This is a genomic window from Metabacillus lacus (genome assembly GCF_009674805.1).
Taxonomy (GTDB): Bacteria; Bacillota; Bacilli; order Bacillales; family Bacillaceae; genus Metabacillus_C; species Metabacillus_C lacus.
Genome location: NZ_WKKI01000011.1, coordinates 49962 through 74052, shown reverse-complemented (window position 1 = coordinate 74052; position 24091 = coordinate 49962). Strand labels below are relative to the sequence as shown.

Annotated in this window: 23 protein-coding genes and 2 pseudogenes; 16 read left to right on the top strand and 9 right to left on the bottom strand. The window is 35.1% G+C overall.

From position 1 onward, the window contains the following. Nucleotides 1-17: 17 nt before the first annotated feature. A complete protein-coding gene (glmM, locus tag GJU40_RS08340) occupies nt 18-1364 on the top strand; it encodes a phosphoglucosamine mutase (protein WP_154307279.1) in 1347 nt (448 codons plus the stop codon). Between the two features lie 616 nt (nt 1365-1980). After that, the gene (glmS, locus tag GJU40_RS08335; RefSeq protein ID WP_154307278.1) at nt 1981-3786 is read left to right on the top strand and encodes a glutamine--fructose-6-phosphate transaminase (isomerizing); all 1806 of its coding nucleotides are present in this window, start codon (nt 1981-1983) and stop codon (nt 3784-3786) included. 962 nt (nt 3787-4748) lie between these two features. Here the strand turns inward: glmS and GJU40_RS08330 are convergent. Beyond that, on the bottom strand, nt 4749-5339 hold the full coding sequence (locus GJU40_RS08330; protein WP_154307277.1) for a hypothetical protein: 591 nt from the start codon (nt 5337-5339) through the stop codon (nt 4749-4751). Between the two features lie 152 nt (nt 5340-5491). On the opposite strand from GJU40_RS08330, the gene GJU40_RS08325 reads away from it, so the two are divergent. Together GJU40_RS08325 and GJU40_RS08320 are read left to right on the top strand one after the other, a co-directional pair. Further along, complete coding sequence (locus GJU40_RS08325; protein ID WP_154307276.1) at nt 5492-6382, top strand: hypothetical protein; 891 nt, start codon at nt 5492-5494, stop codon at nt 6380-6382. Nucleotides 6383-6414: 32 nt separating this feature from the next. Then, a pseudogene (locus tag GJU40_RS08320) lies at nt 6415-6579 on the top strand (IS1595 family transposase); the annotation flags it as partial. A 112-nt stretch (nt 6580-6691) separates the two neighbouring features. Here GJU40_RS08320 and GJU40_RS08315 read toward each other — a convergent pair. Further along, complete coding sequence (locus GJU40_RS08315) at nt 6692-6859, bottom strand: DUF4083 family protein (RefSeq protein WP_425481210.1); 168 nt, start codon at nt 6857-6859, stop codon at nt 6692-6694. A 403-nt stretch (nt 6860-7262) separates the two neighbouring features. Between GJU40_RS08315 and GJU40_RS08310 the strand changes: the two genes are divergently transcribed. Both GJU40_RS08310 and GJU40_RS08305 read left to right on the top strand, forming a co-directional pair. Beyond that, nucleotides 7263-7916 (top strand): HAD family hydrolase, encoded by a 654-nt coding sequence (locus GJU40_RS08310; RefSeq protein ID WP_154307275.1) that lies wholly within the window; start codon nt 7263-7265, stop codon nt 7914-7916. Beyond that, nucleotides 7906-8296, top strand: a pseudogene (locus tag GJU40_RS08305) (NUDIX hydrolase); the annotation flags it as partial. The gene GJU40_RS08310 and the pseudogene GJU40_RS08305, both read left to right, overlap by 11 nt. Before the next feature lie 201 nt (nt 8297-8497). Here GJU40_RS08305 and GJU40_RS08300 read toward each other — a convergent pair. Further along, nucleotides 8498-9115 (bottom strand): DEAD/DEAH box helicase, encoded by a 618-nt coding sequence (locus GJU40_RS08300; RefSeq protein WP_154307274.1) that lies wholly within the window; start codon nt 9113-9115, stop codon nt 8498-8500. A gap of 56 nt (nt 9116-9171) precedes the next feature. On the opposite strand from GJU40_RS08300, the gene GJU40_RS08295 reads away from it, so the two are divergent. The 8 genes from GJU40_RS08295 (at nt 9172) to GJU40_RS08260 (ending at nt 17059) form a co-directional block, all read left to right on the top strand. Beyond that, complete coding sequence (locus GJU40_RS08295) at nt 9172-10047, top strand: ABC transporter ATP-binding protein (protein ID WP_154307273.1); 876 nt, start codon at nt 9172-9174, stop codon at nt 10045-10047. Continuing rightward, the gene (locus GJU40_RS08290; protein ID WP_154307272.1) at nt 10044-12146 is read left to right on the top strand and encodes an ABC transporter permease; all 2103 of its coding nucleotides are present in this window, start codon (nt 10044-10046) and stop codon (nt 12144-12146) included. Before GJU40_RS08295 ends, GJU40_RS08290 begins: the two co-directional genes overlap by 4 nt. Beyond that, the gene (locus GJU40_RS08285) at nt 12143-12826 is read left to right on the top strand and encodes a hypothetical protein (protein WP_154307271.1); all 684 of its coding nucleotides are present in this window, start codon (nt 12143-12145) and stop codon (nt 12824-12826) included. Before GJU40_RS08290 ends, GJU40_RS08285 begins: the two co-directional genes overlap by 4 nt. Nucleotides 12827-12844: 18 nt before the next feature. Further along, the gene (locus GJU40_RS08280) at nt 12845-13396 is read left to right on the top strand and encodes an RNA polymerase sigma factor (protein ID WP_154307270.1); all 552 of its coding nucleotides are present in this window, start codon (nt 12845-12847) and stop codon (nt 13394-13396) included. Beyond that, complete coding sequence (locus tag GJU40_RS08275; protein WP_154307269.1) at nt 13389-14192, top strand: hypothetical protein; 804 nt, start codon at nt 13389-13391, stop codon at nt 14190-14192. Before GJU40_RS08280 ends, GJU40_RS08275 begins: the two co-directional genes overlap by 8 nt. Further along, a complete protein-coding gene (locus GJU40_RS08270) occupies nt 14189-14926 on the top strand; it encodes an ATP-binding cassette domain-containing protein (RefSeq protein WP_154307268.1) in 738 nt (245 codons plus the stop codon). The genes GJU40_RS08275 and GJU40_RS08270 overlap by 4 nt, the downstream gene beginning before the upstream one ends. Nucleotides 14927-15390: 464 nt before the next feature. After that, complete coding sequence (locus tag GJU40_RS08265) at nt 15391-16644, top strand: GTPase family protein (protein WP_154307267.1); 1254 nt, start codon at nt 15391-15393, stop codon at nt 16642-16644. A gap of 226 nt (nt 16645-16870) precedes the next feature. After that, nucleotides 16871-17059, top strand: a complete 189-nt coding sequence (locus GJU40_RS08260) for a hypothetical protein (protein ID WP_154307266.1) — start codon at nt 16871-16873, stop codon at nt 17057-17059. Nucleotides 17060-17183: 124 nt separating this feature from the next. On the opposite strand, the gene GJU40_RS08255 is transcribed toward GJU40_RS08260, so the two are convergent. Genes GJU40_RS08255 through GJU40_RS08235 form a run of 5 tightly spaced genes read right to left on the bottom strand, consistent with a single transcriptional unit; the run spans nt 17184 to nt 21202 of the window. Then, a complete protein-coding gene (locus tag GJU40_RS08255; protein WP_154307265.1) occupies nt 17184-17822 on the bottom strand; it encodes an ABC transporter ATP-binding protein in 639 nt (212 codons plus the stop codon). A 15-nt stretch (nt 17823-17837) separates the two neighbouring features. Further along, nucleotides 17838-19340, bottom strand: coding sequence for a permease (locus GJU40_RS08250; RefSeq protein WP_154307264.1), 1503 nt, complete (start codon nt 19338-19340; stop codon nt 17838-17840). Further along, nucleotides 19330-20118 (bottom strand): ABC transporter permease, encoded by a 789-nt coding sequence (locus GJU40_RS08245; RefSeq protein ID WP_154307263.1) that lies wholly within the window; start codon nt 20116-20118, stop codon nt 19330-19332. The genes GJU40_RS08250 and GJU40_RS08245 overlap by 11 nt, the downstream gene beginning before the upstream one ends. A gap of 26 nt (nt 20119-20144) precedes the next feature. Next, the gene (locus tag GJU40_RS08240; protein ID WP_154307262.1) at nt 20145-20864 is read right to left on the bottom strand and encodes a permease prefix domain 1-containing protein; all 720 of its coding nucleotides are present in this window, start codon (nt 20862-20864) and stop codon (nt 20145-20147) included. Further along, nucleotides 20861-21202, bottom strand: coding sequence for a PadR family transcriptional regulator (locus tag GJU40_RS08235; protein ID WP_154307261.1), 342 nt, complete (start codon nt 21200-21202; stop codon nt 20861-20863). The genes GJU40_RS08240 and GJU40_RS08235 overlap by 4 nt, the downstream gene beginning before the upstream one ends. 204 nt (nt 21203-21406) lie before the next feature. On the opposite strand from GJU40_RS08235, the gene GJU40_RS08230 reads away from it, so the two are divergent. Further along, nucleotides 21407-22633, top strand: coding sequence for an MFS transporter (locus tag GJU40_RS08230; RefSeq protein ID WP_343031475.1), 1227 nt, complete (start codon nt 21407-21409; stop codon nt 22631-22633). 77 nt (nt 22634-22710) lie between these two features. On the opposite strand, the gene GJU40_RS08225 is transcribed toward GJU40_RS08230, so the two are convergent. Further along, nucleotides 22711-23184: a hypothetical protein gene (locus GJU40_RS08225; RefSeq protein WP_154307259.1), complete on the bottom strand. Its 474-nt coding sequence runs from the start codon at nt 23182-23184 to the stop codon at nt 22711-22713. Nucleotides 23185-23468: 284 nt separating this feature from the next. Between GJU40_RS08225 and GJU40_RS08220 the strand changes: the two genes are divergently transcribed. Next, nucleotides 23469-23915 (top strand): hypothetical protein, encoded by a 447-nt coding sequence (locus GJU40_RS08220; protein ID WP_154307258.1) that lies wholly within the window; start codon nt 23469-23471, stop codon nt 23913-23915. Nucleotides 23916-24091: the final 176 nt, after the last annotated feature.

The window sequence follows — 24091 nt, the reverse complement described above, 5'->3', positions numbered from 1 at the left end:
AAAGGAGCGAAATTGACATGGGTAAGTATTTTGGAACAGATGGCGTACGCGGAGTAGCAAACAGCGAGTTAACACCGGAACTGGCATTTAAAGTTGGCCGCTTTGGAGGCTATGTCTTAACAAAGGACAAAGAACGGCCAAAAGTACTGATTGGGCGTGATACACGTATTTCCGGTCATATGCTGGAAGGAGCGCTCGTTGCAGGCTTGCTTTCTATTGGAGCAGAGGTAATGAGATTGGGAGTCATTTCTACTCCAGGTGTTTCCTACTTAACAAAAGCGGTTGGCGCACAGGCAGGCGTTATGATTTCTGCTTCTCACAATCCTGTTCAGGATAACGGCATTAAATTCTTTGGCCCGGACGGCTTTAAGCTGTCAGATGAGCAGGAAAACGAAATTGAAAGATTGATGGATGAAGCAGTTGACAGCCTGCCAAGACCAGTTGGCGGAGATCTTGGACAGGTGGCCGACTACTTTGAAGGCGGACAGAAATATCTTCAATTCTTGAAGCAGACAGTAGATGAAGACTTTACAGACATCCACGTTGCATTGGATTGTGCACATGGTGCAACCTCTTCGCTTGCTACTCATCTATTCGCTGATCTTGAAGCTGATGTGTCTACAATGGGTACGTCACCTAACGGACTGAATATCAACGACGGAGTAGGTTCCACTCATCCTGAAGCACTAGCGGCCTTTCTAAAAGAAAAAGGTGCAGATGTCGGCCTTGCGTTCGACGGTGATGGGGACCGGTTGATTGCAATTGATGAAAAAGGCCAGATAGTTGACGGAGATCAGATCATGTTTATCTGTGCTAAATATCTTAAGCAGGTAGGCCGTTTGAGAAAAGATACTGTTGTATCCACAGTGATGAGCAACCTTGGCTTTTATAAGGGCCTTGAGGCTGCCGGTATTGGGAGCATTCAAACAGCAGTAGGAGACAGATATGTGGTTGAGGAAATGAAGAACAATGACTATAACCTTGGCGGAGAACAGTCAGGGCATATCATTTTCCTGGATTACAACACGACTGGAGACGGCCTGCTGTCTGCACTGCAGCTTGTCAATATTATGAAGGTAACAAACAAGCCTTTGTCAGAGCTTGCGGGTGAAATGAAAAAGTTCCCTCAGCTTCTGGAGAACGTAAGGGTTTCTGATAAATACAGAGTGACGGAAAACGAAAAAGTAAAAGCTGTCATAGATAAAGTTGAAGCTGAAATGAACGGAAACGGCCGTATTCTGGTAAGGCCTTCAGGCACAGAACCATTGGTAAGGGTAATGGCCGAAGCACCAACAGAGAATCTGTGCAAAGAGTACGTAGAAAGAATTGCTGTTGTCGTAAAAGAAGAAATGGGCATTGAATAAGCGGGGTTTCCCCCGCTTTTTTTTATAGGTATGTTTGCCTGACGGGCATTATATGAGTAGGTCATTCAGTCAATGATTGGGAATGACAATATGGCAAACTGCTTAATTGCAGTGAGAATATCACGGCTGCGCAGCAGAATGAAATTTTTTTTAGGAAAAAAGGTTTAGAGAGCAAAAAAAGGGGCTAATACATAGTTATGCCTAAAGGTATAGACTGTCCTTAACGTTCGGCAAGCACCTTACATATCTTATATTAGTTAGTGAAAAGGTAACATTGACGAAATTCAGCAGCTTATGTCATAATATTGCTTGTGTTGCAGTTTAGTCCAATAAAGAAAGGGGTTTAGGGTGAATAATAGAATAAACAGCGCCTGAACTGGGTGGAGACGAAAATCCCCAGTTGACGAGGAGGAGGTTTATCGATGTTTCGGCGGATGCCTCCCGGTTACCGAGTTATAACCGTAAGTTTGCTCTAAAATAAGTAGGCAACTATTTACACAAGGCAGCAAACAATAACCAACACTTAAAATTAAAAACATGTATGAGGGGACAGCAGAAGTCCCCGAATTGATTCAGTTGGATTTCCTGTCCCCCTGCTTACGGGAGGAACTTATAAATGTGCGGAATTGTTGGTTATATTGGACAGAATGACTCTAAGGAAATCTTGCTTCGCGGCTTGGAAAAACTGGAATACAGAGGCTATGACTCAGCAGGGATTGCAGTCGTTAATAAAAACAGCGGCGTACAGGTTTTCAAAGAAAAAGGGCGAATTGCCGAGCTTCGTGAAGTAGTGGATACATCTGTGAATACTACAGCTGGAATCGGTCACACAAGATGGGCAACACATGGTGTACCGAGCAAAGTGAATGCACATCCACATCAAAGCTCCACAACTCGTTTAACGATTGTCCATAATGGCGTGATTGAAAACTATTCCGGCCTGAAGAGAGAATTTCTTGAGGGCGTTGAATTGAAAAGTGAAACAGATACTGAAATTGTTGTTCAGGTAATCGAAAAGTTTATGAAGGAAGGCCTTAATCTGGAGGAAGCCTTCAGTAAAACTTTAGGCATTTTGAAAGGCTCTTATGCCATTGCCCTGTTAGACAATGAAAACCCTGACACGATTTATGTAGCAAAAAACAAGAGTCCATTGCTGGTAGGCCTTGGAGAAGGCTTCAATGTTGTGGCTTCCGATGCAATGGCGATGCTTCAGGTAACAGACCAATTTGTTGAACTAATGGATAAAGAGGTTGTTTTTGTTACACGAGAAGAAGTAGTTATTAAAAACCCGGAAGGCGACATCATTGACCGTGCTCCTTACACAGCAGAATTGGATGCCGGAGATATTGAGAAGGGAACATACCCTCACTACATGTTGAAAGAAATTGACGAGCAGCCGCTTGTGATTCGTAAGATTATTCAAAAGTACCAGGATGATAACGGCCAGCTTGTGATCCAGCCGGATATCTTAAATGCAGTGGATGAAGCTGACCGTGTATATATTGTAGCGGCGGGAACAAGCTACCATGCAGGTCTTCTTGGTAAGCAGTTTATTGAAAAGTGGGCTAAAACACCGGTTGAGGTGCACGTAGCGAGTGAATTCTCCTACAACATGCCGCTTCTATCCGAGAACCCATTATTCATCTTTATTTCACAAAGCGGTGAGACAGCAGACAGCCGCGCAGTACTTGTACAAGTAAAAGAGCTTGGCTACAAAACACTTACGATTACAAATGTACCGGGATCAACACTTTCCCGTGAAGCAGACTACACGCTTCTTCTGCATGCAGGACCTGAAATTGCAGTGGCATCAACAAAAGCTTACACTGCGCAGATTGCTGTTCTGTCTATTCTTGCAGCAGTAACAGCTGAAAGAAAAGGTGCAGGACTTCACTTTGATCTGGCTCAGGAGCTTGGAATTGTTGCAACTGCAATGGAAGCACTATGCGATCAGAAAGAAGAATTTGAATATATTGCACGCGAGTACCTGTCTACAACGCGCAACTGCTTCTTCATCGGCCGTGCAGTCGACTACTATGTTGGCTTGGAAGGTTCTCTGAAATTAAAAGAGATTTCCTACATTCAGGCTGAAGGATTTGCGGGCGGAGAGCTAAAGCACGGTACAATCGCATTGATTGAAAACGGCACTCCTGTCATCGCACTTGCAACGCAAGAGCACGTAAACCTGAGCATTCGCGGTAATGTAAAAGAAGTAGTAGCACGTGGTGCAAATCCTTGTATTATCTCCATCAAGGGACTTGAGGAAGAAGACGACCGCTTCGTCCTTCCAGAAGTGCACGAAACACTAACTCCGCTGGTAGCAGTAGTACCGCTTCAGCTGATCTCCTACTTCGCAGCGCTTCACAGAGGCTGTGACGTTGATAAGCCGCGTAACCTTGCTAAGTCTGTTACTGTGGAGTAATGTTGCGGGTGTAGTGTTACAGGTTGTGTCCGCGGACAACTCAGTCGTACCATAGACAACTCGGTCGTACCATAAAAACCTAGTCAATTAGTTAGAATAATATTTGTAATAAAGCCCATCTTCAAAAATGAAGGTGGGTTTTGAACAATAAAGTTGGTAACTAAAAACTCACATCCAGAAACATAAAGACGGCTACTCTTGTACTAACGGGTTCGGTTTTGAAGTGCAAAATTCTAATTATCAGTGTAATTCGCAGTTGAATTAGCAGGCCTTTTAGCGGTGAAATATTAGTACACAAAAAAGCTCGGAGTCATTACGCTTCGAGCTTTTTTTACCGTATTACTTTGTTGGAGATTAGCCCTCTTTAGCTTAATAAGAACCATTTTATAATACGTGTAGATTTTCAACAGCAAAAGCTCGAATATTATTATTTTTGGCTATTATGGCTTCACAAGATAAAGTAAGATCTAGAATCCTTTAAGCAATTATTTAAAAAATATGATTATAAGAAAACCCTCATCTCCGATCATGTACAAAGCAGAAGATTTAGTCATTCCAGTAGTTATTAGACTAATCATTTCATCAGTAATTTTCAAATCACTTAAGGATCGTGTTTTAATGGTTGCGTTAAATCTTTGCTAGTTGCTATGCAAATTGGTGTGTAAAAGAGTGGATTTTGGACATTTATGTTAAAATTGGAGAAAAGCTTATTTTTCTTTATTAAAGAATCAGGACATATTTCTAGAATAACCAGTTGACACCTTCTGCTAATTAAGGGTTTACACTTCTATAAGAGACGTGCGAGATGCGGGTTGATATAGCGGATGAGCCATAACTTCTGCAGATATCTCTTAGCATTTTAAGTTGACCGCAATTATAAGATAAAAAGGCTTAGTTTGTATTCTAAGCCTTTTTTATAATGGAACTAAATATAACTACAATATCTGAAAAGGACAAAACATTTATTTTAGATTTGAATTAATAAATTCCACTAATTTATCTGTAAAAAGTACTGCTATTGGTTCGTCCTTTGTTTTATCGTTTAAATTAAGAACTGTAACTTTAAAAATGATATTCTTGTAAACTAATATTGATTCATCAAAAGTAGCTAAAACCTCTTTATTTTTTAAGCCGTAAGGTACAGACTGATTCCAATATAGCATATCATTATCCATTGGTTTTTCTAAATAAATTAAGTCAAGTGCAGTAACTACGTTTGTATTATTATTCTCAAAAAAAACTCTTTCATTAGTTTCCTTGCCGTCCATTTTGCCTCCTATCGTAAGAAATTCCCTCTTCCCAAAAGATGCTTTTTTTTCGACAATGGTTATCTGAGTATCTGTAGATGCCCCTTTAAAATGAAAACCTTCTACTTTTATTGAATTTCCTAACTCGTTTAATAAAGATTGATATCTGTCATATGTTATAAGTTCAGGTTTTTTTTTTTCGGCAGGTACCTTCGTTGTTGTATGTACACTCTGATTTTCGTTTAAACTGCAACCTACTAACATAAAAAGTACTATAAGAGTTGAAAATCCTACAAATCTTCTCATTACTTCACCAACCTACTTTTTTAACTATTATAATACATAACCAAAAATATACAAATATGTTATTTTTTTAATTTAAAATTTGTTTTTTTGGAAAAAATGTAATATATTTGTAAAAGTAAGGGATAAAAACCAAAATATTAGAAGGAAAATAGATGAAGAAAAAACAAACTGTTTTAGCATCATTAGCTTTAATTACTGGGTTAAGTTTGTATGGCGGTTCCAGTGCAAGCGCAGAACTAGGAACATATAGCAATTCAATGGATTCAGCAGACTACAGTCAATATATAACCAATACTAGAGTGCAACCAATATCAACAGTCGATTATAACTTATTAGGTAGTGTAACTTCTACAGGTGAAGAACCGGCGTATTTGGTCAATGCTAAAGCGGGTAGTACTAGATATGTATACGATTCATTTACAATGTCAAGTACTTCACCTGTTACTAAATCTCACTATGTATCAAAAGTAGGGTTTTCAAACAGAACTCTTTCGGCAGTTCCTTTAGAATACACTCAACAAAATAGTGAAACAGTAGACTGGAGAGTAAGTTCAAACATAGCTGCTGAAGCCAGTCTTGGAAATAAGTTCCTAGCTGATCTTAAGGCTTCAACATCGGTTTCAGTAGAAAGACAAAAAAACGTGGCTTCATCAAACACTGTAACCTTTATAATACAGATTCCTGTAAATAAATATGGAATAATTACCCGTTGGAAAGACGGTCAAAAGGGCGTTGGTACTGCAAGATACAAAAAATATATTAATGGTACCTATGTAGGAATACGTAGTGAAAGAGCAAGTGGATCTGGAATTAAAAATGCAGATGAATACGAAGGGGTAGTAAGTTCTCTTTATAATAAAAGAGTATTAACCGAGTTTTGTAAAACGAACCATCCTAGGCTTGACCTAGGATGGTTTTTAAATTTTGAAATAGTTCAATGTGTGTATTTTCATATTAGAATGACAATGCTAATTTTCGATTGGTATAACTTTTTCTTAGGCTGTTTTCGTATAGATTGTTGCTATACAGAACATAATATATAATTTGGTCGAAGAATGTTGAAAGGGTGTTCCGTATGACGATGGCTTGGCACGATGTTTATAAAGACTTTAATTCCCTTACAAAAAAAGAGCAATTGGAGCTATTTAGAGCAGTTCAACAAGACTTGTTCCCTGAACCGAAATCCTACATATCAAAAATGATAGGGGAAGTTCGAGAAACAAGATTTTCAAAGGGATTAGAACGTGTATTAAATATGTTTCTCAGCTCTTGTCAAAAGGTGAATTTTAATACTGTAAATACTATTAGAGAAATTGCATAAAAGCTCGGCTTTCTGAGCCGAGCTTAATATGCTATTTTTTTGGAGATTGTCCTGATGCTCTATCTAACTTTTCTTCAATTCTATCTAATTGTTCTTTTCTCTTTTTTGAAGAACGAACAAAAATAATAATAGCTACAATGATTGCGATAGGAACTAAAAGTGCAAATAACTGAAAAATAATATCACCGATATTCAACATATGTATCACCTCTCTTTTAGAATATTATACCATTTATTATTATATTAAAAAAACCTTATTCAATAGCAACAATCTTTTAGAAAAGAGCCTTTTCTTATGTTTAGTTTTAGAGTCTTTTTAACATTCTTCTATCAGTGAAAACTAAAGGTCGAAGAATCAGACCAACAAATTCTTTTGTTTTATTTCGGTTTCTTGTCAGTACTCTAAACAAAAAGGTTTGACTGGGTTGCACCGCAAAATTGATCATAGCATTTTATCCTCTTCGCTGGACATTGGTAAAACGATTATAGTCAATTAAAATAAACAACAAATAAACTTAACAGAGCATCTCACCTCAAAAACGTACCACTAAAAGGATTAATGGATATTATGGGTGACGTTAAGCAAGACAGGATGTGTTTTTATGAAAGCGGTAATCTTAGATTTTGATGGAACTTTAGCGAATACCTTACCAATATGTTATTGTGCTTTCAAGAAAGTATTTAGTGAGTTTGATGATAGAGAGCTTTCGTCAGAAGAGATTAAAGCGATGTTTGGGCCTTCTGAAACGGGGATTATTAGAGAGAATCTGTGTCATCAAAATAAAGAACAAGCAATTGAAATGTATTATGAAACCTATACAGCATTTCATGAAGATTTAGTAGAACATAATCAAGAAATAGATGATCTAATACAGTATTTAAAAAACATGGGAGTAAGGTTAGGAATTGTTACAGGCAAGGCAAAGAGGAGTTTGGATATTTCATTAAAAGCTCTACAAATGGAAGATTTATTTGATGTTATTATAACGGGTGATGATGTAACAAACCCAAAACCGCATCCTGAAGGGGTGATTAAGTCTTTATCTGATTTAGGTGTAGACAGAAGTGAGGCAGTGTTTGTTGGAGATAGTGACGCTGATATCCAGGCAGGTGCAAAGGCAAATGTTTATACGGTTGGAGTTCAATGGTTGCCTGATTATCAAACTTTGGAATTTACTATTAAACCTGATTCTTTTTTTAAAAGTGTAGCTGAATTTCTTGAATTTATAAAAATAGGTGTTCCAAATGAGTCATAAGTGGTTGGAATGGGCAAAAAAATTCAATCATTATCCCAAGCGGGATTAGCTTTTTCAAAAGATGTTTATGACATTGAACGCTTTGAAGAGTTACGAAAAATAAGTGCTGAGATCATGGAAGAATATACTGGATTAGAAATGCAAAAAATTAAAGATTTATTTACTAATGAAACAGGATATCAAACTCCTAAGTTAGATGTTCGTGGTGTTGTGTTTAAAGATGATAAAATCTTAATGGTAAGAGAAAAAATGGACGATAGATGGTCTTTGCTGGAGGGTTTTATGATACAGGATTATCACCTAAAGAAAACATTGTAAAAGAAATAAAAGAAGAATCGGGCTACGAAGTAATTCCTACAAAAGTACTTGCTTTATTAGACATGAATAAACAGGCTTAGAAAAATGCAAGAGGTACTCTATATATGTAATTAATAGTTCAGACATGATAGAGCAATTATTTCGTATTATATGGAGTGCCTTACAAGTATTATGAAGATAATCAAACGATGAACACTTCGGCAATAAATCCGTCAAGTTTAGGACAAAATGAGCCGTCAGTTTCAGGACATTATAGAGCGTCATTAACAGTATACCTCTCTTATTAAGGTTCGAAGGTTTATGTTATATATAATATCATTTGGAAATCCTTTCTTTAAAAGCCCCTTTTCTTCAACTTTTGTTCTAAATGGAGTGGCAGTTGATCCTAAAATTCCTAATTTATCAACCTCTTTCCCTAACAAATTAATAATATTCCTGTATGATTTAGCCGTCGCACGATGTGTCTCATCAATGACCAAAAAAACCTCCTTATTAGACTTCAACCACATACTTATTAAATGGTCTTTCTTTCTCAAACTATCTTTACTTGCGATTATAAAATCGTCATCCCCTCTTATTTCAGTTGGTTTACAATGTTGTCCAGATATTACTCTATAATTAAAGCATTCTCTCTTGGTAATTAGATTAGCATATGAATTACTTTTTACAGTTCTAAGTGCTTGATCAAGCAAATCGTATCTGTGTGCTATCCAAAGAACACTCTTATTATTGTTAATTATATTTTTTAATACCCAGTGCACAGCAGTCAGCGTCTTCCCTCCACCGGTGGGTATCACTAATAATCCTGCAAATTTATCATCTTGGTAATTATTTACCGCCTTATTTATTGCATGAAGTGCTTCCATCTGTTTTTGAAACATTTTCTATCTCCTATTCGTGTTAAGGCTAGAACATGGTTTTAGGGGGAGAGATGTATATGTATAATGTCAAAATAAAAGGATTAAGTAAATCCTATCGGAACTTTCAAGTTTTAAAAGATATCCAACTTCAAATTGAAACAGGTTTATTTGGACTTCTTGGACCTAATGGTGCTGGTAAGACGACTTTAATAAAAATCCTTAGTACCATCCTTCCTTGGAAGGAAGGAGAAGTGACTATATATGATTATGATCTGTTAAAAGAAGGAGACAAGGTACGAGAAATACTTGGTTATTTACCGCAAAATTTCCATGCTCCTTTACAGTTTACTGGTAAAGAGTTTTTACACTATGTAGGTTCGATGAAAGGTATTACTGATAATCAGGAAAGATCAAAACAAGTTGAACGAATTTTGGAAGAAGTAAATCTTCTGCAGCATGCCAATCAAAAAATAAAAAGTTTCTCTGGCGGAATGAAAAGGCGGCTTGGAATTGCACAAGCATTACTTGGAAACCCGAAATTAATTATTCTAGATGAACCGACCGCAGGGCTTGATCCATCAGAGCGAATTCGATTTCGCAACTTAATTGAAAAATTGAGTAAAGATTATTCCATCATTCTTTCCACTCATATTATAAGTGATATAGAATCCAGCTGTGAAAAGGTTGCAGTATTAAATAACGGTAAGGTACTTTATCAAGGAACGACTGATTCTTTAGCGAAAATAGCAGTGAATTACGTCTGGGAGTTTCAAGCGCTATATTCTGAATATGACAATGTAGAAAGGGAACATTTAATTATTTCTAGCAGAAGAGAAAAGGACATTGTTGTCTTCCGAGCAATTGCGAAAGAACCACCATATAAAGGCGCCATAGCCGTACAACCAACGATAGAAGATGGGTACATGGCGGTCATAAATGGGATGATTCAATGAGAATAATGAATAGTATTTTTCGCTATGAAACACTACTATTAATTCGGAATAAGTTTTTAGCTGTGCCATTCATACTGAACATCTTGTGTTGGGGATATGTCATTCTATCCTATGAATTTCAATCCGTTCATTATAATGAAAGGGCAGCCGTTTTTTATGATAGCTATCAATGGGTTCTACTATTAAATCTATTATTTCTAGGATTATTTGCGGTGTATATGGCGGGAAAAGACCGTGAAAATAACTTTGAACATTTAGTTATTACCTATAAGGTAAAAAATGTTGAATGGATACTAGGGAAATGGCTGATCACTCAATCATTTGGTCTATGTATTACGTTAATCACATTGATTATTCAAGGAATATGGTTTTCGAGTGGAAGCATCACTTTTGGGGAATGGTTAAAAAACATTATCTACTTATTTATCCAAATGGAAGGTGCATTTGCTTTACTGATTTCATTAGGTTTTTTGTTCGGTATTTTGATAAGAAATATGATAGCCTATGTTTTTATTCCGGTTATTTTGGCAGGGGTATTCTACCTTCATTTCGAGATTCAGGGTTATTCATATATAAATCCAAAATTAAAATTACTAACTCTATATGATTCTATGTTTTCAAATTCTCCTTTTAATAGTATATGGGGAATCAATGCCGTATTTGAAGGTGCAATTATTCACCAGGTTATCGTTTTTTTGCTTGGGATTGTTATAGTTCTTGTTACACTAATCCTGTATAATCCGGCTCGCAGTAAAAGAAGAGATAAAAAAAAGATTGTAGTAATTTTAATGGTAATTTCTATTCCTGCAGTACTGCTAAGTGGTTTTCGCTACATTCAATATTATGTAGCGTTAGAACAATACATTCAAGCAGGAGAGTATTACTTAGAAGATGATGCAGAGAATTCATTTTATGATTCTCGACAAGATCAAATAAAATATGATTTTTCAATGGAGCGTACAAATTTAAACATTCAGTTCCCATCTGAAAATCAGATTGATGTCATAAGTAGTTTGATGATCAAGTATAACGGTGATAAACCAGTTCAAGATGTTTATCTTACATTACACCACGATTTAAAGGTGAAGGAATGTTATAGTGAATCGGGGGTTACTTGTTCAAGAGAAAAGGATGCTCTAGTTGTTCACTTCAACAATATGATTGAACCAAATGAAGAGATCCACTTAATGTTGAATTATTCCGGAAATATGAAGCAATATCATAACGACGCCTTTGTGCAGCATTCCTTTATAGAAGCAAATCGGATCTATCTACCTAAGGAAGCTGGTTGGTATCCACTCATTGGAAAACGTCATTTAGCGAAAAGTCGTGAACATAATAATCGCTATGCACAGTTTGAACTAAGAAATGGAAGAATTGTGGAAGATCATCCTACTGAATTTATTGTTGAAATAACAAATAAAGAAGATCGTATTCCTATCGCACTGACGATACCTCGTGTGGAAAGTGGTCTATATAAAGGAACATCTAAATATGGATTATCCTTGATTGGAGGCAATTTTGAGAAAGTGATGGTTGATCATACTAGAGTGGTCGGTCATCCTGAAGTTCTAGAAGGTGCCAGAGAAACTGTACGGAAATATCAAAAAGGATGGAAGATTGCAGAAGAGTGGCTAGAAGTTCCGATGACGCCAAATGTGATTTATATTTTGGATCCTGTACATAGCTCTCTTACAGAAAACACGCCGAGCCAGGAGTTTATCGTGTGGGATGTTAATGACCTCGATCAGAATGATTCTATTATTCCATATAAGATTGTGGTAGACCTTACTAAAGGAGAAGCAATATTGGGGGAATATGATGATCTATTTTTGTTGCAAAAAGCCATGGAATGGTCATTACTGAATGATATGGAGAATGAAACAGGCTTTAATAAATTTAAAGACTGGATTGTTAGTCATACGGGATTAGAGCAAACAAATCTCATAGATATCTTAAATCGTTATAATGAAAAAGGAGTAAAAGAATTTAAGCAAGTCGTTAAATTTCTTTTTACTCAATACTCTCAACTGGAAGAAGAGAAAGATTTTAATATGAGTGCCGAATTGCAAAGGTATGAAGGAGAAAAAAGCAAATGAGTGGACTAGCGATTAGATTAAGAATTTGGATTAAGCTTTGGTTTACTTCTTTCCATTTCATTGTCATCATGTTACTCATTCCTTTTGGAGGATACTTTATCCATATTTTCCAATTATATACTGTCGGTTCCTTATCAAGTATGATATATGAAAAAGCCGCGCTCATTTTATTCGTGTTTATTTTACAATGGTGCTTCTCCATTGATTTTGATTCGAAATTTTATGGCCAATTAATTACGTATTCTATATCAAGATGGAAGCTGATTGTTGAAAGATTAGTAATATCATCACTAATTTTTTTCACCTTACTGTGCTTCGTTACACTTTTGTTGACGCCTCTTACTGGCAGCTTTATTTGGAAAGGCCTTCTGTTTTCTATTCCAGTTTACATAGGAATTGGAGGGACTGTAGTAGTAGCTACGGTAACTGGAAATCATTCACTTGGGGGGGGATTTGCAGGACTAATTTTTTGGATGATATCATTAAATGGAGGAGCGCTATTATTATATTTAAACCCAGTTTTACTGGATTTTCCTAATGTTTATAAGTATATCAACGGTAATAGTGGTTTTTTTTCAATCGATGATCGATGGATCTTATATAATCGATTGTTTTATATCGGTCTAGGAGTATTATTATCAATATTGGCTGTTTTTCAATTCAACCGAAAGTCATTTTGAAAAAACGGAGGGACAGGAATGCAAGACGAGGATTATATGAGACGGCTGTCAGTCGGTAATGACTCGGCTCTGGATACACTTGTTTTCCGCTATCATAAACCTCTGTATGGTTATGTGTACCGATTACTCTTAGATGAAAAATTGGCAGAAGACATTGTTCAGGAGACATTTATTAAAATCTATCGACAAGGAAAAAGAGGACACATCCCTGATCAGTTCAAACCATGGATATACAAAATAGCGACGAATCTTTGCAAAGATCACTGGAAAAAGGCTTCAACTCGTCAGGAACAATTTACCGATTTGAATTTAGAAACAAAGGGGCAGATTCACCATATAATCGATCGGCAACTTGAACGCCAATGGATGGTAGACTCCTTAAATCAATTATCAATTGAATATCGTACTGTTCTTTATTTGAGATTTTATCAGGATTTGCAATATGCAGAGATTGCTTTGACATTGGATATTTCAATCAACACGGTAAAAACTCGGATTGCGCGTGGTTTAAAGCATCTTGAGAAAATTTTAAAAGAAGATGATAGAAAAGGGGTGGGTGTAAATGGGTGAAGATCAAGAATTGTCACGTATGGAAGATCAGTGGAAAAAACGTTTTGACCGTTTTACATCCCCAGAGCCAACGAGAGAACAAACTTTTAGTTTGATTGAAAAAATAAAAGAGGTTGAGGAGATAAAGCCTGTAGATTTACGTGCAGAGCTGGAAGCCAATCAATCTGCTCAATCTATGTTTTCAAAAATATTGAATTTATTTTTATCCCAATGGAATTTTCACGGTACAGCTAGTTGGCTGCTGACAGGAATAGTTATGCTCGTATTGACAATTACAATCAGTCATAATTCGGTTAATGAAATAATTGGATATATGACATGGATCAAGTGGATCACGCTTATTATAATTGCTGTAATTAGTTACTCCTTTCGCTCTGGAAATGAAGGAAATGAAATCATTGAAAAGTTAAGTTATTATTCTTTAATACAGCAAATGTTTACGCGTTTTATGATTGTCATGGGTTTACAATTAGCAATCACATTACCGTTAAGCTTTTTAATATTAGGAAGAGCGAATTCAATCTTGTATTTATTAAGTTCTTTTACTCCTATTTTTTTCTTTGGAGTAGTTGGTTTTGTAAGTACATTTTGGTTTGGACAAAAGATAGGATCTACCTTTGCACTAATCGTATGGTTTAGTCAAACTTTATTTGACAAGCAACTTAAATCAGCATCTATGTTTCAGTTACCTGAAAATGATTATTTCTTTTTATTGAATAGTGTCATCATAGGATTTTCTTGTCTTATGTTAAGTAGCGTCCTACTGAGGAATCGTCTGTTGAGGGATATGGAATGAGCCTGAGGATTTCGTTGAATAATGTGGAATACATGGAGGGTAATACCAAACTCATAAACAATATTACATGTTCGTTTTCAACAGGAATCACCTATATGGTCGGAAAAAATGGGGCAGGAAAAAGCTCAATTTTAAAACTTATTGCTACAGCTGTACATCCAAATAAAGGTGAGATATTCTATACAAATTTAATATATGAAAAAAGATTAGGAGTGTCTCTTAAAGAGCTAAACGATGAGGATATAAGAGAAATGATCGGTTTCATGCCACAGCACTTTACTGGCCATGCGGAAATGACAATTGAAAGATACTTAAAGTATATGGCCTTTCATAAAGGGATTCCTCACACGCTTGTTAAACCTTTATTAGATAAATGGTTAAAGGACACTAATTTATTTGAACTTAAGAGAAGAAAGCTCCGAACCCTTTCGGGAGGGCAACGACAAAAAGTAGGTTTGATTCAGGCACTTATTAACCAGCCACGAATTTGTATTCTGGATGAACCATTTGAAGGCTTAGACTCTAAAGAAAAGTCATTTTTTAAACGGATCATACAAAGGCTCTCTTTTCATAGTGTCATTATAATTAGCACACATTTACTTGAGGAAATTGAGCAATCCGACAATGTCAGCGTATTATATATAGAAGAAGGAAAATTGTGTTTTTATGGGGGGGCAGATGAAATTGAGAAAATATTGGTAATATTAAAGAGAAATAATAATCCGTATAATTAATCTTCGGTTTTAAATCAAGATTTACAATTTCCACTCATTTTAAACAACTTTATTGTTTCTTTTTCAATGGTTAAGATAGGTAAAATTAAAGAATTAAACAACATTATTTTTACACCGTTTACACTTGTGGACGGTGTAATGCGTATTTGCAGCTTCAAAATTAAACAACTTTATTCTCATTTAACAGGTTGTCTCAAACAAAAATTACAGTTTCTTAAACAAAAATACGATTTAAATAAATATAACATTCAAGACTGAAGGTTTCCTGATCTGATTCAGATGATCTTCAGTCTTTTTTGCTTGAAAAAGAAAGGGTGAAAAGGAGAGAAACAGGGAAAAGAAGAAATAATTGTGAGAAAGTAGATGCTAAGCAAGTTATATAGTGTGAATTTACAAAATCTTCTAATATCGGGTTGGTTTTGCTATAATAAGACATATGTAATATATGTTTTGGGGGATAGTATATGAGCAGCAATGAGGAATTTAACTATGAACAAATAGAGGATTTATTAAAATCAATTTATGATGCTTTAATAGAATCGAAGTTACCTGAAAAAATAAAAAAGAATATGAGAGAAGAACTTGAAACATTAAAAGCGTTTACTTTAGATGCCAGACCTGCACGAATTGCTATAGTAGGAAGAAGAGGTGCAGGAAAGTCCAGTTTGATTAATGCTATTTTTAGTGAAATGAGAGCGGAAATTGGTGATGTAAAAGCAAGAACCGGTATGGGCAAATGGCACACTTACCAATCTGACTCAGGTGATCTTGAAATACTTGATACAAGAGGCTTAGGAGAAGCTGATAAACCAGAAGAGGATATTTCAGAGGTTTCTGCCATTGAAGAGGTACAAGCATCAATAAAGGAAAAATGCCCCGATGCAATTTTGTTTTTAAGTAAAGCCAAGGAAGTCAGTTCAAGAATAGATGAGGATATGGCTCAACTTATAGAATTGAAAAAGACAATCCAAATAGAACATGATTATGATGTGCCAATTATTGGGGTAGTGACACAAGTAGATGAACTGAGTCCGAAATCGTCAGATAAACCACCGTTTGACCATCCAGTAAAACAAAAGAATATAATTGATGCAATGGAAGTCTTATCTGTAAAGTTACGTGATGCGGTTTCAAATCCTGTTACAGTAATACCTATTTCTTGTTATGTTGAATTTGAAGATAATCAAATAGTATATGACATAAGATGGAATGTTGATTCTTTATTAGATTATCTTATTGAGCAGTTGCCAAATGAGGCTCAAATGATACTTGCAAAATTGTCTAAGGTTAAATCTGTTCAGAAAAAAATAGCAAGAAGAATAGGTAAAAGTGTGGCAGGTGTAACAGGTGCGATCGGTGCGAGTCCAATTCCTCTTGCTGATTTACCCATAGTAACTGGATTGCAAATGGCAATGGTTACTTCTATCGCTTTAATTGGTGGTAAGAAGATTGATAAAAAAGGCGTTGTTGAATTTTTGGGAGCTTTAGGGTTAAATGTGGCCGCTGGTTTTATACTAAGACAGGTAGCAAGACAGTTACTCAAGATTATACCTGTTGCGGGAAATGTGATTTCGGGGGCTATAGCATCAGCAGGTACTTATGCTTTATGCGAAGCAGCTATTGCATACTTTATTGACGGGAACTCAATGGATAATGTTAAAAAGACATACAATAAAGTATATGAAGACAATAAAAAAGAAAATGAAAATGAAAAATAGTGATAGATTATAACTAAAAAACTTTTGGGTTTAAACCATGTTCTTTAATAAAGAAGATTGGTCAAGACTGGAGGAAAATTAGGTGATAGCCTGGTAGCCCCTCGGTCTTTTTTACATGAAGAAAAGCGGGAGAAGGAGTGTTGAAACGTGCCAGCCAGAATGAATAAAAATGCTTGAACAAAAGCCTGATAAATCAAGGTTTAAGGCAGGAAAGAGCATGAGATAAATGGAAAAGAAAAGCAGGAGAAAAAGTAGGAGGAAAACCAGAGAGGCAGGAGAAAAATGGGAGAAAAAAGCAGGAGAAATACAGGATGTTTGGACAAAGTTTCTCATGTCAAAGACCATGAAAAGTTGGTACAAGTTTGAGAAAAAGTGGGGAAGAAGAGGGACAACTTGTTTCTTTTCTAAGAGGTGAATAAAGTGCATGAGCATAAGGAGGAAGAGTAGGGATAAAGATTATTATGTGTGAAAAGATGTATTTAAGTAGGAATTAAAAAAGCATGGCAAATGCCATGTTTTAAGAAAAACTAATAATCTACTTACTTTAACTGTTCTAAAGCGTAATTCCTTACTCTAAAAATATGGTCACTCAGAATATCGATGTCCTCTTGGTTATGACTGGTTAGAACAATTGTCTTTCCTTCTTTTTTCAAGGATAGTAATAGCTCCCGTATATTTTCAACACTGTCAATATCAAGAGCATTAAACGGTTCATCTAATAAAAGAACTTCTTGATCTTCCATAATAGCTTGGGCGAGAGCTAATTTTTGTTTCATGCCAAGAGAATAGTTCTTCACTTTTTGTTTGGCTGTTGGTTGCAGCCCAACCTTCATCATGGTTTCTTTTATCTGTTCGTCCGAAATCTTATCTTGAATCATCGCTAAATATTTTAAGTTCTCAAATCCAGTTTTATTTCCTAAATAGCCTGGACGATCAATGATTACACCAAAATTTTGCGGGAACCGATTTTTCTTTCCGAGTTCTTCCCCTCTGACGGTTACGCTTCCCTGGTCAGGAAATATAAAGCCGCACATCATTTTAAATAAAACCGATTTTCCTGAACCATTAGGACCAATTAGTCCATAAATTTTTCCCTCTTCGACTGAAAGGTTCGTATTTTCAAAAAGAACCAACCCTTTATACGATTTACTTACTTGTTTCAATTCAATTAGAGACATAAAACCACTTCCTTTTCATAGAATAAAATCTTTTCGTCTTAATAAATAGACTAGAATTGTTAGTTCAGCAAGAACAGATATCACTAAAACAATTGAATGTGTATAGGGGGTTGGATTTATGAATAATTGCCCCATACTGTTTAAGCCGATTGGTATCAGGTAATCAAAATTGATTCCTGGAAACATAAACACAATGAATATTAGCAGGGTGACAAAACTTTTTAACACATCTTTTGTTATCCATGAAATTAGAACAATCAGTAATACATAAAACGTAATTTGCAAAAATCCATTTATAAAAAACTGATAACTAAATATAAACGCAGAAACATCTGGAAGTAAGCGTGAATTCAAAGAAAGTGAAAAGCCAAAACCAACCGAAATAATTAAAGTAGAAACAGTAAGTAAAAGCAGAAATACTATGGTATTTCGGAGAATAGCAGAAAACCATCCCCAGAACCATTTGACTAAAGATTCATAGCGAATGATGGAGTAATGGCTCAACTCCATAAGTTGTTTTTGCAGGAAGAGCTGCACAAAGTAAACAAATCCAATGAATACGATTACATAAAAACTGAGAGAAAGAATTTGAAACGCCTCATGAGTAGTTCCAAAAAATGCAAGCAGCCATAAATCCATTGCCGTGAGATTAGCATCTGAATATTTCATAGCCTGGAATACGATACCCAGGAGAATTAGTCCGATAAATATACCTATAGGAGCTACTTCAATAAAATTTTCTTTCAAAAGCCGAAAATCTCTCCCGATAAATTGTAAGCTGATTAAGGCTATTCCAAGCAGGAGGATTAACACTAAAAATGAAGCCCAAGTGCTACTGAAACTTTCTACTCCATGAAATAAACTTAAATAGTTAGGCAGTAGGAGCCATTTATAAGTTACTGGGATAACTTTAAAAGACAAAATGGACATTACATACAAAAAAGATAGACAAGTGTAAATAGCACGTTTACTTTTCGTTAAGACATATAAGATGGATAAAACAAGTTGAATTGTATGCATTGCCAAGAAGAATAATAGAAACTGCAATATCAAGGCATATAATGGTTGTGAAAAATTGCTACTTAAAGTATAAAGAATTTCATTTCCGTCTAAATTTAGCTGCCCAAATTCACTCCATTGCAAAGTGAAAGGTAGTCCGAAAGATACTACTAAACTGCATAAGTTCCAGAGAAGTAACAGGCAAACATTAAATAGAGAAAAAACCTTCAAATTTTGAATGATCCATCTTTTATAAGAACCCCATCGTACTAATTGTGTATATTCAAACGAGTTTGCCAATTGATGTCCTGTTTTTAATAAGAAAATAGGAAACATAAGATAAACAATCAAATATAGGTCATTTACACTCACTAAGATAACATCCCAAAAATTCAGGGTAGCATCTTCGGTTTCTGCTTTAAGCAAGATGGAGTTCCGTTCGCTAAAAATATAAAGAGAAATGATAGGCACAAAGATCAACCAATACACCGAAAGTGGTTTTTTCCAATTAACTAGCATGTTCAAAAACCTTTTCTTGAAAATGGGTTTTTACATAAAAGATTAATGAGAATAGAATCATTATATTAGTAGTAAAGGGAACAAATATCGTCCAAATAGGTTGTTGTGTAATGTTAAATGGGAATGCTGTGCTGGACATTGAAAATTGAGGAAAGCCCAAAATGGCGATTGCATAATTTACAACAAAGTACCATAGGAAAGGCAATGAAAGAGCTAGAAAATTATTTTTAATTATGATTGTTAGAACATATGAAGCTGTACTATAAAGGACCGCATTTACTGCCACCCAAAAAGAATAAACAAGACCATACGTTAAGGTACCGTACGATAGAAAAATCTCAAACGTACCAACCGATACGTGTCTAATATCTCTTGTCTCATAAACGACGATATTTAATAACGGTTCAATATATACAATGAGTACAAATGATACAAAGACCATGGAAAAAGCCACCGCAAATGTTAATACCGCATTGACAATTCCTTTGGCTAATAGATAGTTTGACAACTTTGTTCGAGACTTCATATACGTGATGAAGTTATCTTTTATTTCACTTGCATAACTATTTGAATAGATAATAATGAACAGAATTGGAAATAGAAGAGCAATGATACCTCCTATCATTTCTGTATGCACTTCGACAGGACGATAAAATTGATACCCAGTTTTCACATAGAGAAATTGCACAGTTGTTGGAATAAATATAATTGCTAAACACATCAGAATTCTGTTTAATGTCAATGCTTTCTTCCACTCAACGCTTAATAACTGTTTCATCTCATTTCCTCTCCTTAATAATCTTGTTAAAAGATAATATTTATCTTTCTTTTTCTTTTATGGTAAGCATTAATAATTGTCCAGATAATAAATAACAATCCAAAGCTAGCAAAACCTACAAATAAAAAAATGATGGCAAAAGTACGGTACTCCACTACTTCAAGTTTTACGAAGCTCTCTCCAGTACCATAAGAGTAATTGTTTAAGAAAAAGGTTGAAGGAAAACTAATTTCTCTTTCATATTCATATACAGGTTCGGAATTATTTGCTCGATTCAAATTGTTTGCTTTATAAGCACTTACTTTAGCAATATAATTCGTATCTTGTACAAGAGCTTCAATTTCTTTTTCTTTAGAGTTTGCTATTTCTGCACTGTTTGAAACTATGTCAGCTATTTCATAAGCAATGATTGATTGTTCACTAACATGATCGTCACCAATTTTTATAGTAAATCCAAAAATGATTGTTGAAATGAGAAGAATACCTAAACCTGTAAAAAGGAGTTTTTTGCCGAATGTTTTTTGCGTTTGAAATAATTGGCTGATAATAGACCGTAATTCATTTTCTTTACCAAAACGTTCGATTGCGATTGCGATTGCTTCCTCTTCAGATTTCCCCTCTAATTTCAATTCGTGAACGGCTTCAAGTAAGTGGTTCTTCATTTCTAACTTTAATTCTTGGACTTCTTTATTATTGCCTTTGACGTTTTGATAGACTTTGTTTACATATTCTTCAATTTGTTTCATTGTTTCTCTCCCCTTTCAAGAAATGAATCCATTATTTTTTTTACGAATTCCCATTCTTTTCGTTTTTCTTCATAACCTTCTTCACCCAATGGTGTCAGATTGTAATATTTCCGTCTTCCACCTGGTCCTTGTTCGTCACCCCAGTAAGAGGAGATCCATTTATTTTTCTCCAGTCTCTTTAAGGAGAGATAAAGTGTACCTTCCTTTAACTCAAATTGATTTTCACTTTTCTCTCTAACTAATTTCGCTAACTCATATCCATACATGGCTCTTTTATGTAACAGGGAAAGTATTAACGTATCAATATGCCCTTTTAATACCTCTTTATTTATTTCCATCTTAAAACCTCCCTTTTAGAAATGAATCTTATATACTCTATAATGCAAGGTATTGTTGTAAAAAAATAACATGGCTTTACTATAAGATATTATACTTAATAATGCAAGGTATTATTTTGTAATGTTGCAATATACCACCTCTTAATTTTACACATTGTGGTATAATCCCTGCATATTGCAAAAATTTGTGAGAGGAGGACTGAAGTGAATCGCTCTTTCTTTGCTTTGTTAGTCAGTCAGACTACAACTAACCTTGGCTTTGCAATATATACAATGGTCGTTGTTTTACATCTATATGAAATGACTGGTTCAACGACATTAGCTGCAACGGTTACATTGGTTAGTGTTGTTTCTCGGATTATAAGCACTATATTTCTACCTGCAATTTCAGATAAATTTAAACCATCTAAATTGCTAATGTATTCTCAAATGAGCCAATTGATACTGCTTTGTGTATTATTTGGATTGTTTCTTCAAGTAATCAATACGATAAACGTAATGATCATTTTCTTTTTGTTAGGGTTTATATCTTTTTTTAATGGTTTTTTTTCTCCTGTGAAATCATCAATAGTTAAGTCTATTGTTCCAAAAAGTCATAGAGTGAAAGCGAATAGCCTTATATCAAGCGTGGACCAAACATTTTTATTTGCTGGTTGGACCTTTGGAGGGGTACTTTTAGCTTTTCTTGGCAAACAAAATACTCTTTTCATTACAATTTGCTTAACTATAATATCTATACTCTCTTTATCATTGGTAAAAGCTAATATGTCTTCAAAAGTTCAATTACAAGAAGGGATAATCACTCGCATAGCAATTGGTTGGAAATATATCTTCAAACATAAAGGACTCAGAATCATTATTATAATGGATTTAATGGAGGCTTGGGTTGGAAGTATATGGATAGGAGCTGTAACACTAACTTATGTTCAAGATGCACTCGGGAAAGGTGAAACCTGGTGGGGTTATATCAATGGCGGCTACTATCTGGGAACTATTCTTGGTGGATTTTTAGTGTATCGTTTTTCAAAAATGTTAAAGGGACGTTTAACAAGTTTTATGTTGTTTGGTTCCGCAGCTTTTGGGATTTTAACCTTTGTTTATGGTTTTGTTTCTGAGCCTTTTATTGCTTTGTTTTTAGTGTTATTAATGGGGCCGTCTTATCAAATGAGAGATTTAGCACAAGAAACAATGTTTCAAAATAGTGCAGATGAAGGGACTTTAATGAAAATACTTTCAGCAAGATCTACCTTAGTTCAACTTATTTTTATCGCCTCTATTATTGGAATAGGAGCTTTAACGGATTTGATAGGAGTTCGTCTTGTTTATATTCTATCTGGATGTTTATTGATATTTTCATCTTTATTCGGATTAATTAACCTTCAACACTATAAAAAAGGTATTTCTTTGGAAAATGAAAATGTAAATTATTAAGGAGAATGACCTTGGCTTATCATAACACTTTTAAATAGAAACGCTTGGAGATGTCCAAGCGTTTTTTCATCACGTGTCTACTTCTTATATTTGCTCTTCCACTCATTGTTCCATTTCTGCCAGTCACCATGAATTTCCTCTATTGTTTTTCCGTCAATTGAATAAGGAGCTCCAACTAAAGGTTCCTTAGAGTGAGGGAAAGACCATCCACCAATAACTTCCCCGTTCAACGTCATGACAGTTGCATTTGTTTTGCCCATATCAAATTGATCATCTAATGGATGATTTTTTATCAGAAATTTCTCCAATAGTATTTCTTTATCAAGATATTCATCAGGTTCTGTGTATTGAACTCCCCAAATTTGTTCATCTGGCATGTCTGTTAAGCGAGGTTTTGTGAAAATAATCATGCTTTCACCCTCATAAGATACAACTTCATAACCCAATTTCTGTAGATATGAGTCTGCTATTTCTCCATTTTCAGTTAACGTAGGTTGATTACTGCATCCTGTAAGTATGAAGGCTATTAGAAGGATAAACACCTTTTTCAATTTGTCCTCTCCCCTCATGATTTACTTTTAGTATATAGGGTGGTAAATTCATTTTAGCATATATTTTCCATTTTTTTAAAAAAGTTAGCTGTATGATAGCGAACGATTCTACTAAGAACTTTTAAGTTTACTTTTTAATACTTAATCGGTTAAGGAGTACCCCATTGCAGAGATACTTCTCGGTACTTTCATATTTACACAAAAAAATAGTGAGAGTAATCATATTATAATGATTTATAATGGGTTTGGAGGATACAAATCATTAAGACTTGAGGGGAAATTCAATGGTTTTAACTTTTATAGCACTGTGCTTTTATACATTATTCATATATCAGTTTTATTTTAAGCCGATTAGAAAATACAGCGATATTATCAATCGAGGTTTTGCTTTACGCATAATTGGAAGAGCTGACAAAGAAAAAGAAGTATATTTGAAGTCTTTAAGGGACGTGCGTTTATCTGATACTGAACAAAGAGATGTGAAGTATGTTTTGGGTTTATGGTATGCGAGGAAAGAAGATTATTCAAATGCCATTCAGTATTTTGATGGAGCATTTCAAAATTTTCCTGACGATTACAATTATAAAAAGGAGTTTGTTACAGTTGTAGACTCATATATAAAAGCAAATTGTGAAGATGAAGCTAGGCTGAGGCTGCAATCCTTTCTTTCGAGAGTATCTTTTGATAAGAATTTCAAAAAACTGGAGCGGCCTTTCAAGAATCTTCTTTAAGAAGCAACCTTGTAGGTTAGGGAGCTATTTGTGTCTACACTAACCTAAATCATACGGATTCCCGGAATCTTGGTTATTAAATTTCAAATAAATTAAACAGAGACACACTGAAAAAAGTTGTCTAGTCTTATGTTGATATCTATTCAAGCAATAGAGAATCAGACTCATCTGATTCC

Coding starts and splice junctions, on each gene's coding strand:
- glmM (WP_154307279.1), top strand. CDS start 18: ATGGGTAAGTATTTTGGAACAGATGGCGTACGCGGAGTAGCAAACAGC.
- glmS (WP_154307278.1), top strand. CDS start 1,981: ATGTGCGGAATTGTTGGTTATATTGGACAGAATGACTCTAAGGAAATC.
- GJU40_RS08330 (WP_154307277.1), bottom strand. CDS start 5,339: ATGAGAAGATTTGTAGGATTTTCAACTCTTATAGTACTTTTTATGTTA.
- GJU40_RS08325 (WP_154307276.1), top strand. CDS start 5,492: ATGAAGAAAAAACAAACTGTTTTAGCATCATTAGCTTTAATTACTGGG.
- GJU40_RS08315 (WP_425481210.1), bottom strand. CDS start 6,859: ATGTTGAATATCGGTGATATTATTTTTCAGTTATTTGCACTTTTAGTT.
- GJU40_RS08310 (WP_154307275.1), top strand. CDS start 7,263: ATGAAAGCGGTAATCTTAGATTTTGATGGAACTTTAGCGAATACCTTA.
- GJU40_RS08300 (WP_154307274.1), bottom strand. CDS start 9,115: ATGTTTCAAAAACAGATGGAAGCACTTCATGCAATAAATAAGGCGGTA.
- GJU40_RS08295 (WP_154307273.1), top strand. CDS start 9,172: ATGTATAATGTCAAAATAAAAGGATTAAGTAAATCCTATCGGAACTTT.
- GJU40_RS08290 (WP_154307272.1), top strand. CDS start 10,044: ATGAGAATAATGAATAGTATTTTTCGCTATGAAACACTACTATTAATT.
- GJU40_RS08285 (WP_154307271.1), top strand. CDS start 12,143: ATGAGTGGACTAGCGATTAGATTAAGAATTTGGATTAAGCTTTGGTTT.
- GJU40_RS08280 (WP_154307270.1), top strand. CDS start 12,845: ATGCAAGACGAGGATTATATGAGACGGCTGTCAGTCGGTAATGACTCG.
- GJU40_RS08275 (WP_154307269.1), top strand. CDS start 13,389: ATGGGTGAAGATCAAGAATTGTCACGTATGGAAGATCAGTGGAAAAAA.
- GJU40_RS08270 (WP_154307268.1), top strand. CDS start 14,189: ATGAGCCTGAGGATTTCGTTGAATAATGTGGAATACATGGAGGGTAAT.
- GJU40_RS08265 (WP_154307267.1), top strand. CDS start 15,391: ATGAGCAGCAATGAGGAATTTAACTATGAACAAATAGAGGATTTATTA.
- GJU40_RS08260 (WP_154307266.1), top strand. CDS start 16,871: ATGGAAAAGAAAAGCAGGAGAAAAAGTAGGAGGAAAACCAGAGAGGCA.
- GJU40_RS08255 (WP_154307265.1), bottom strand. CDS start 17,822: ATGTCTCTAATTGAATTGAAACAAGTAAGTAAATCGTATAAAGGGTTG.
- GJU40_RS08250 (WP_154307264.1), bottom strand. CDS start 19,340: ATGCTAGTTAATTGGAAAAAACCACTTTCGGTGTATTGGTTGATCTTT.
- GJU40_RS08245 (WP_154307263.1), bottom strand. CDS start 20,118: ATGAAACAGTTATTAAGCGTTGAGTGGAAGAAAGCATTGACATTAAAC.
- GJU40_RS08240 (WP_154307262.1), bottom strand. CDS start 20,864: ATGAAACAAATTGAAGAATATGTAAACAAAGTCTATCAAAACGTCAAA.
- GJU40_RS08235 (WP_154307261.1), bottom strand. CDS start 21,202: ATGGAAATAAATAAAGAGGTATTAAAAGGGCATATTGATACGTTAATA.
- GJU40_RS08220 (WP_154307258.1), top strand. CDS start 23,469: ATGGTTTTAACTTTTATAGCACTGTGCTTTTATACATTATTCATATAT.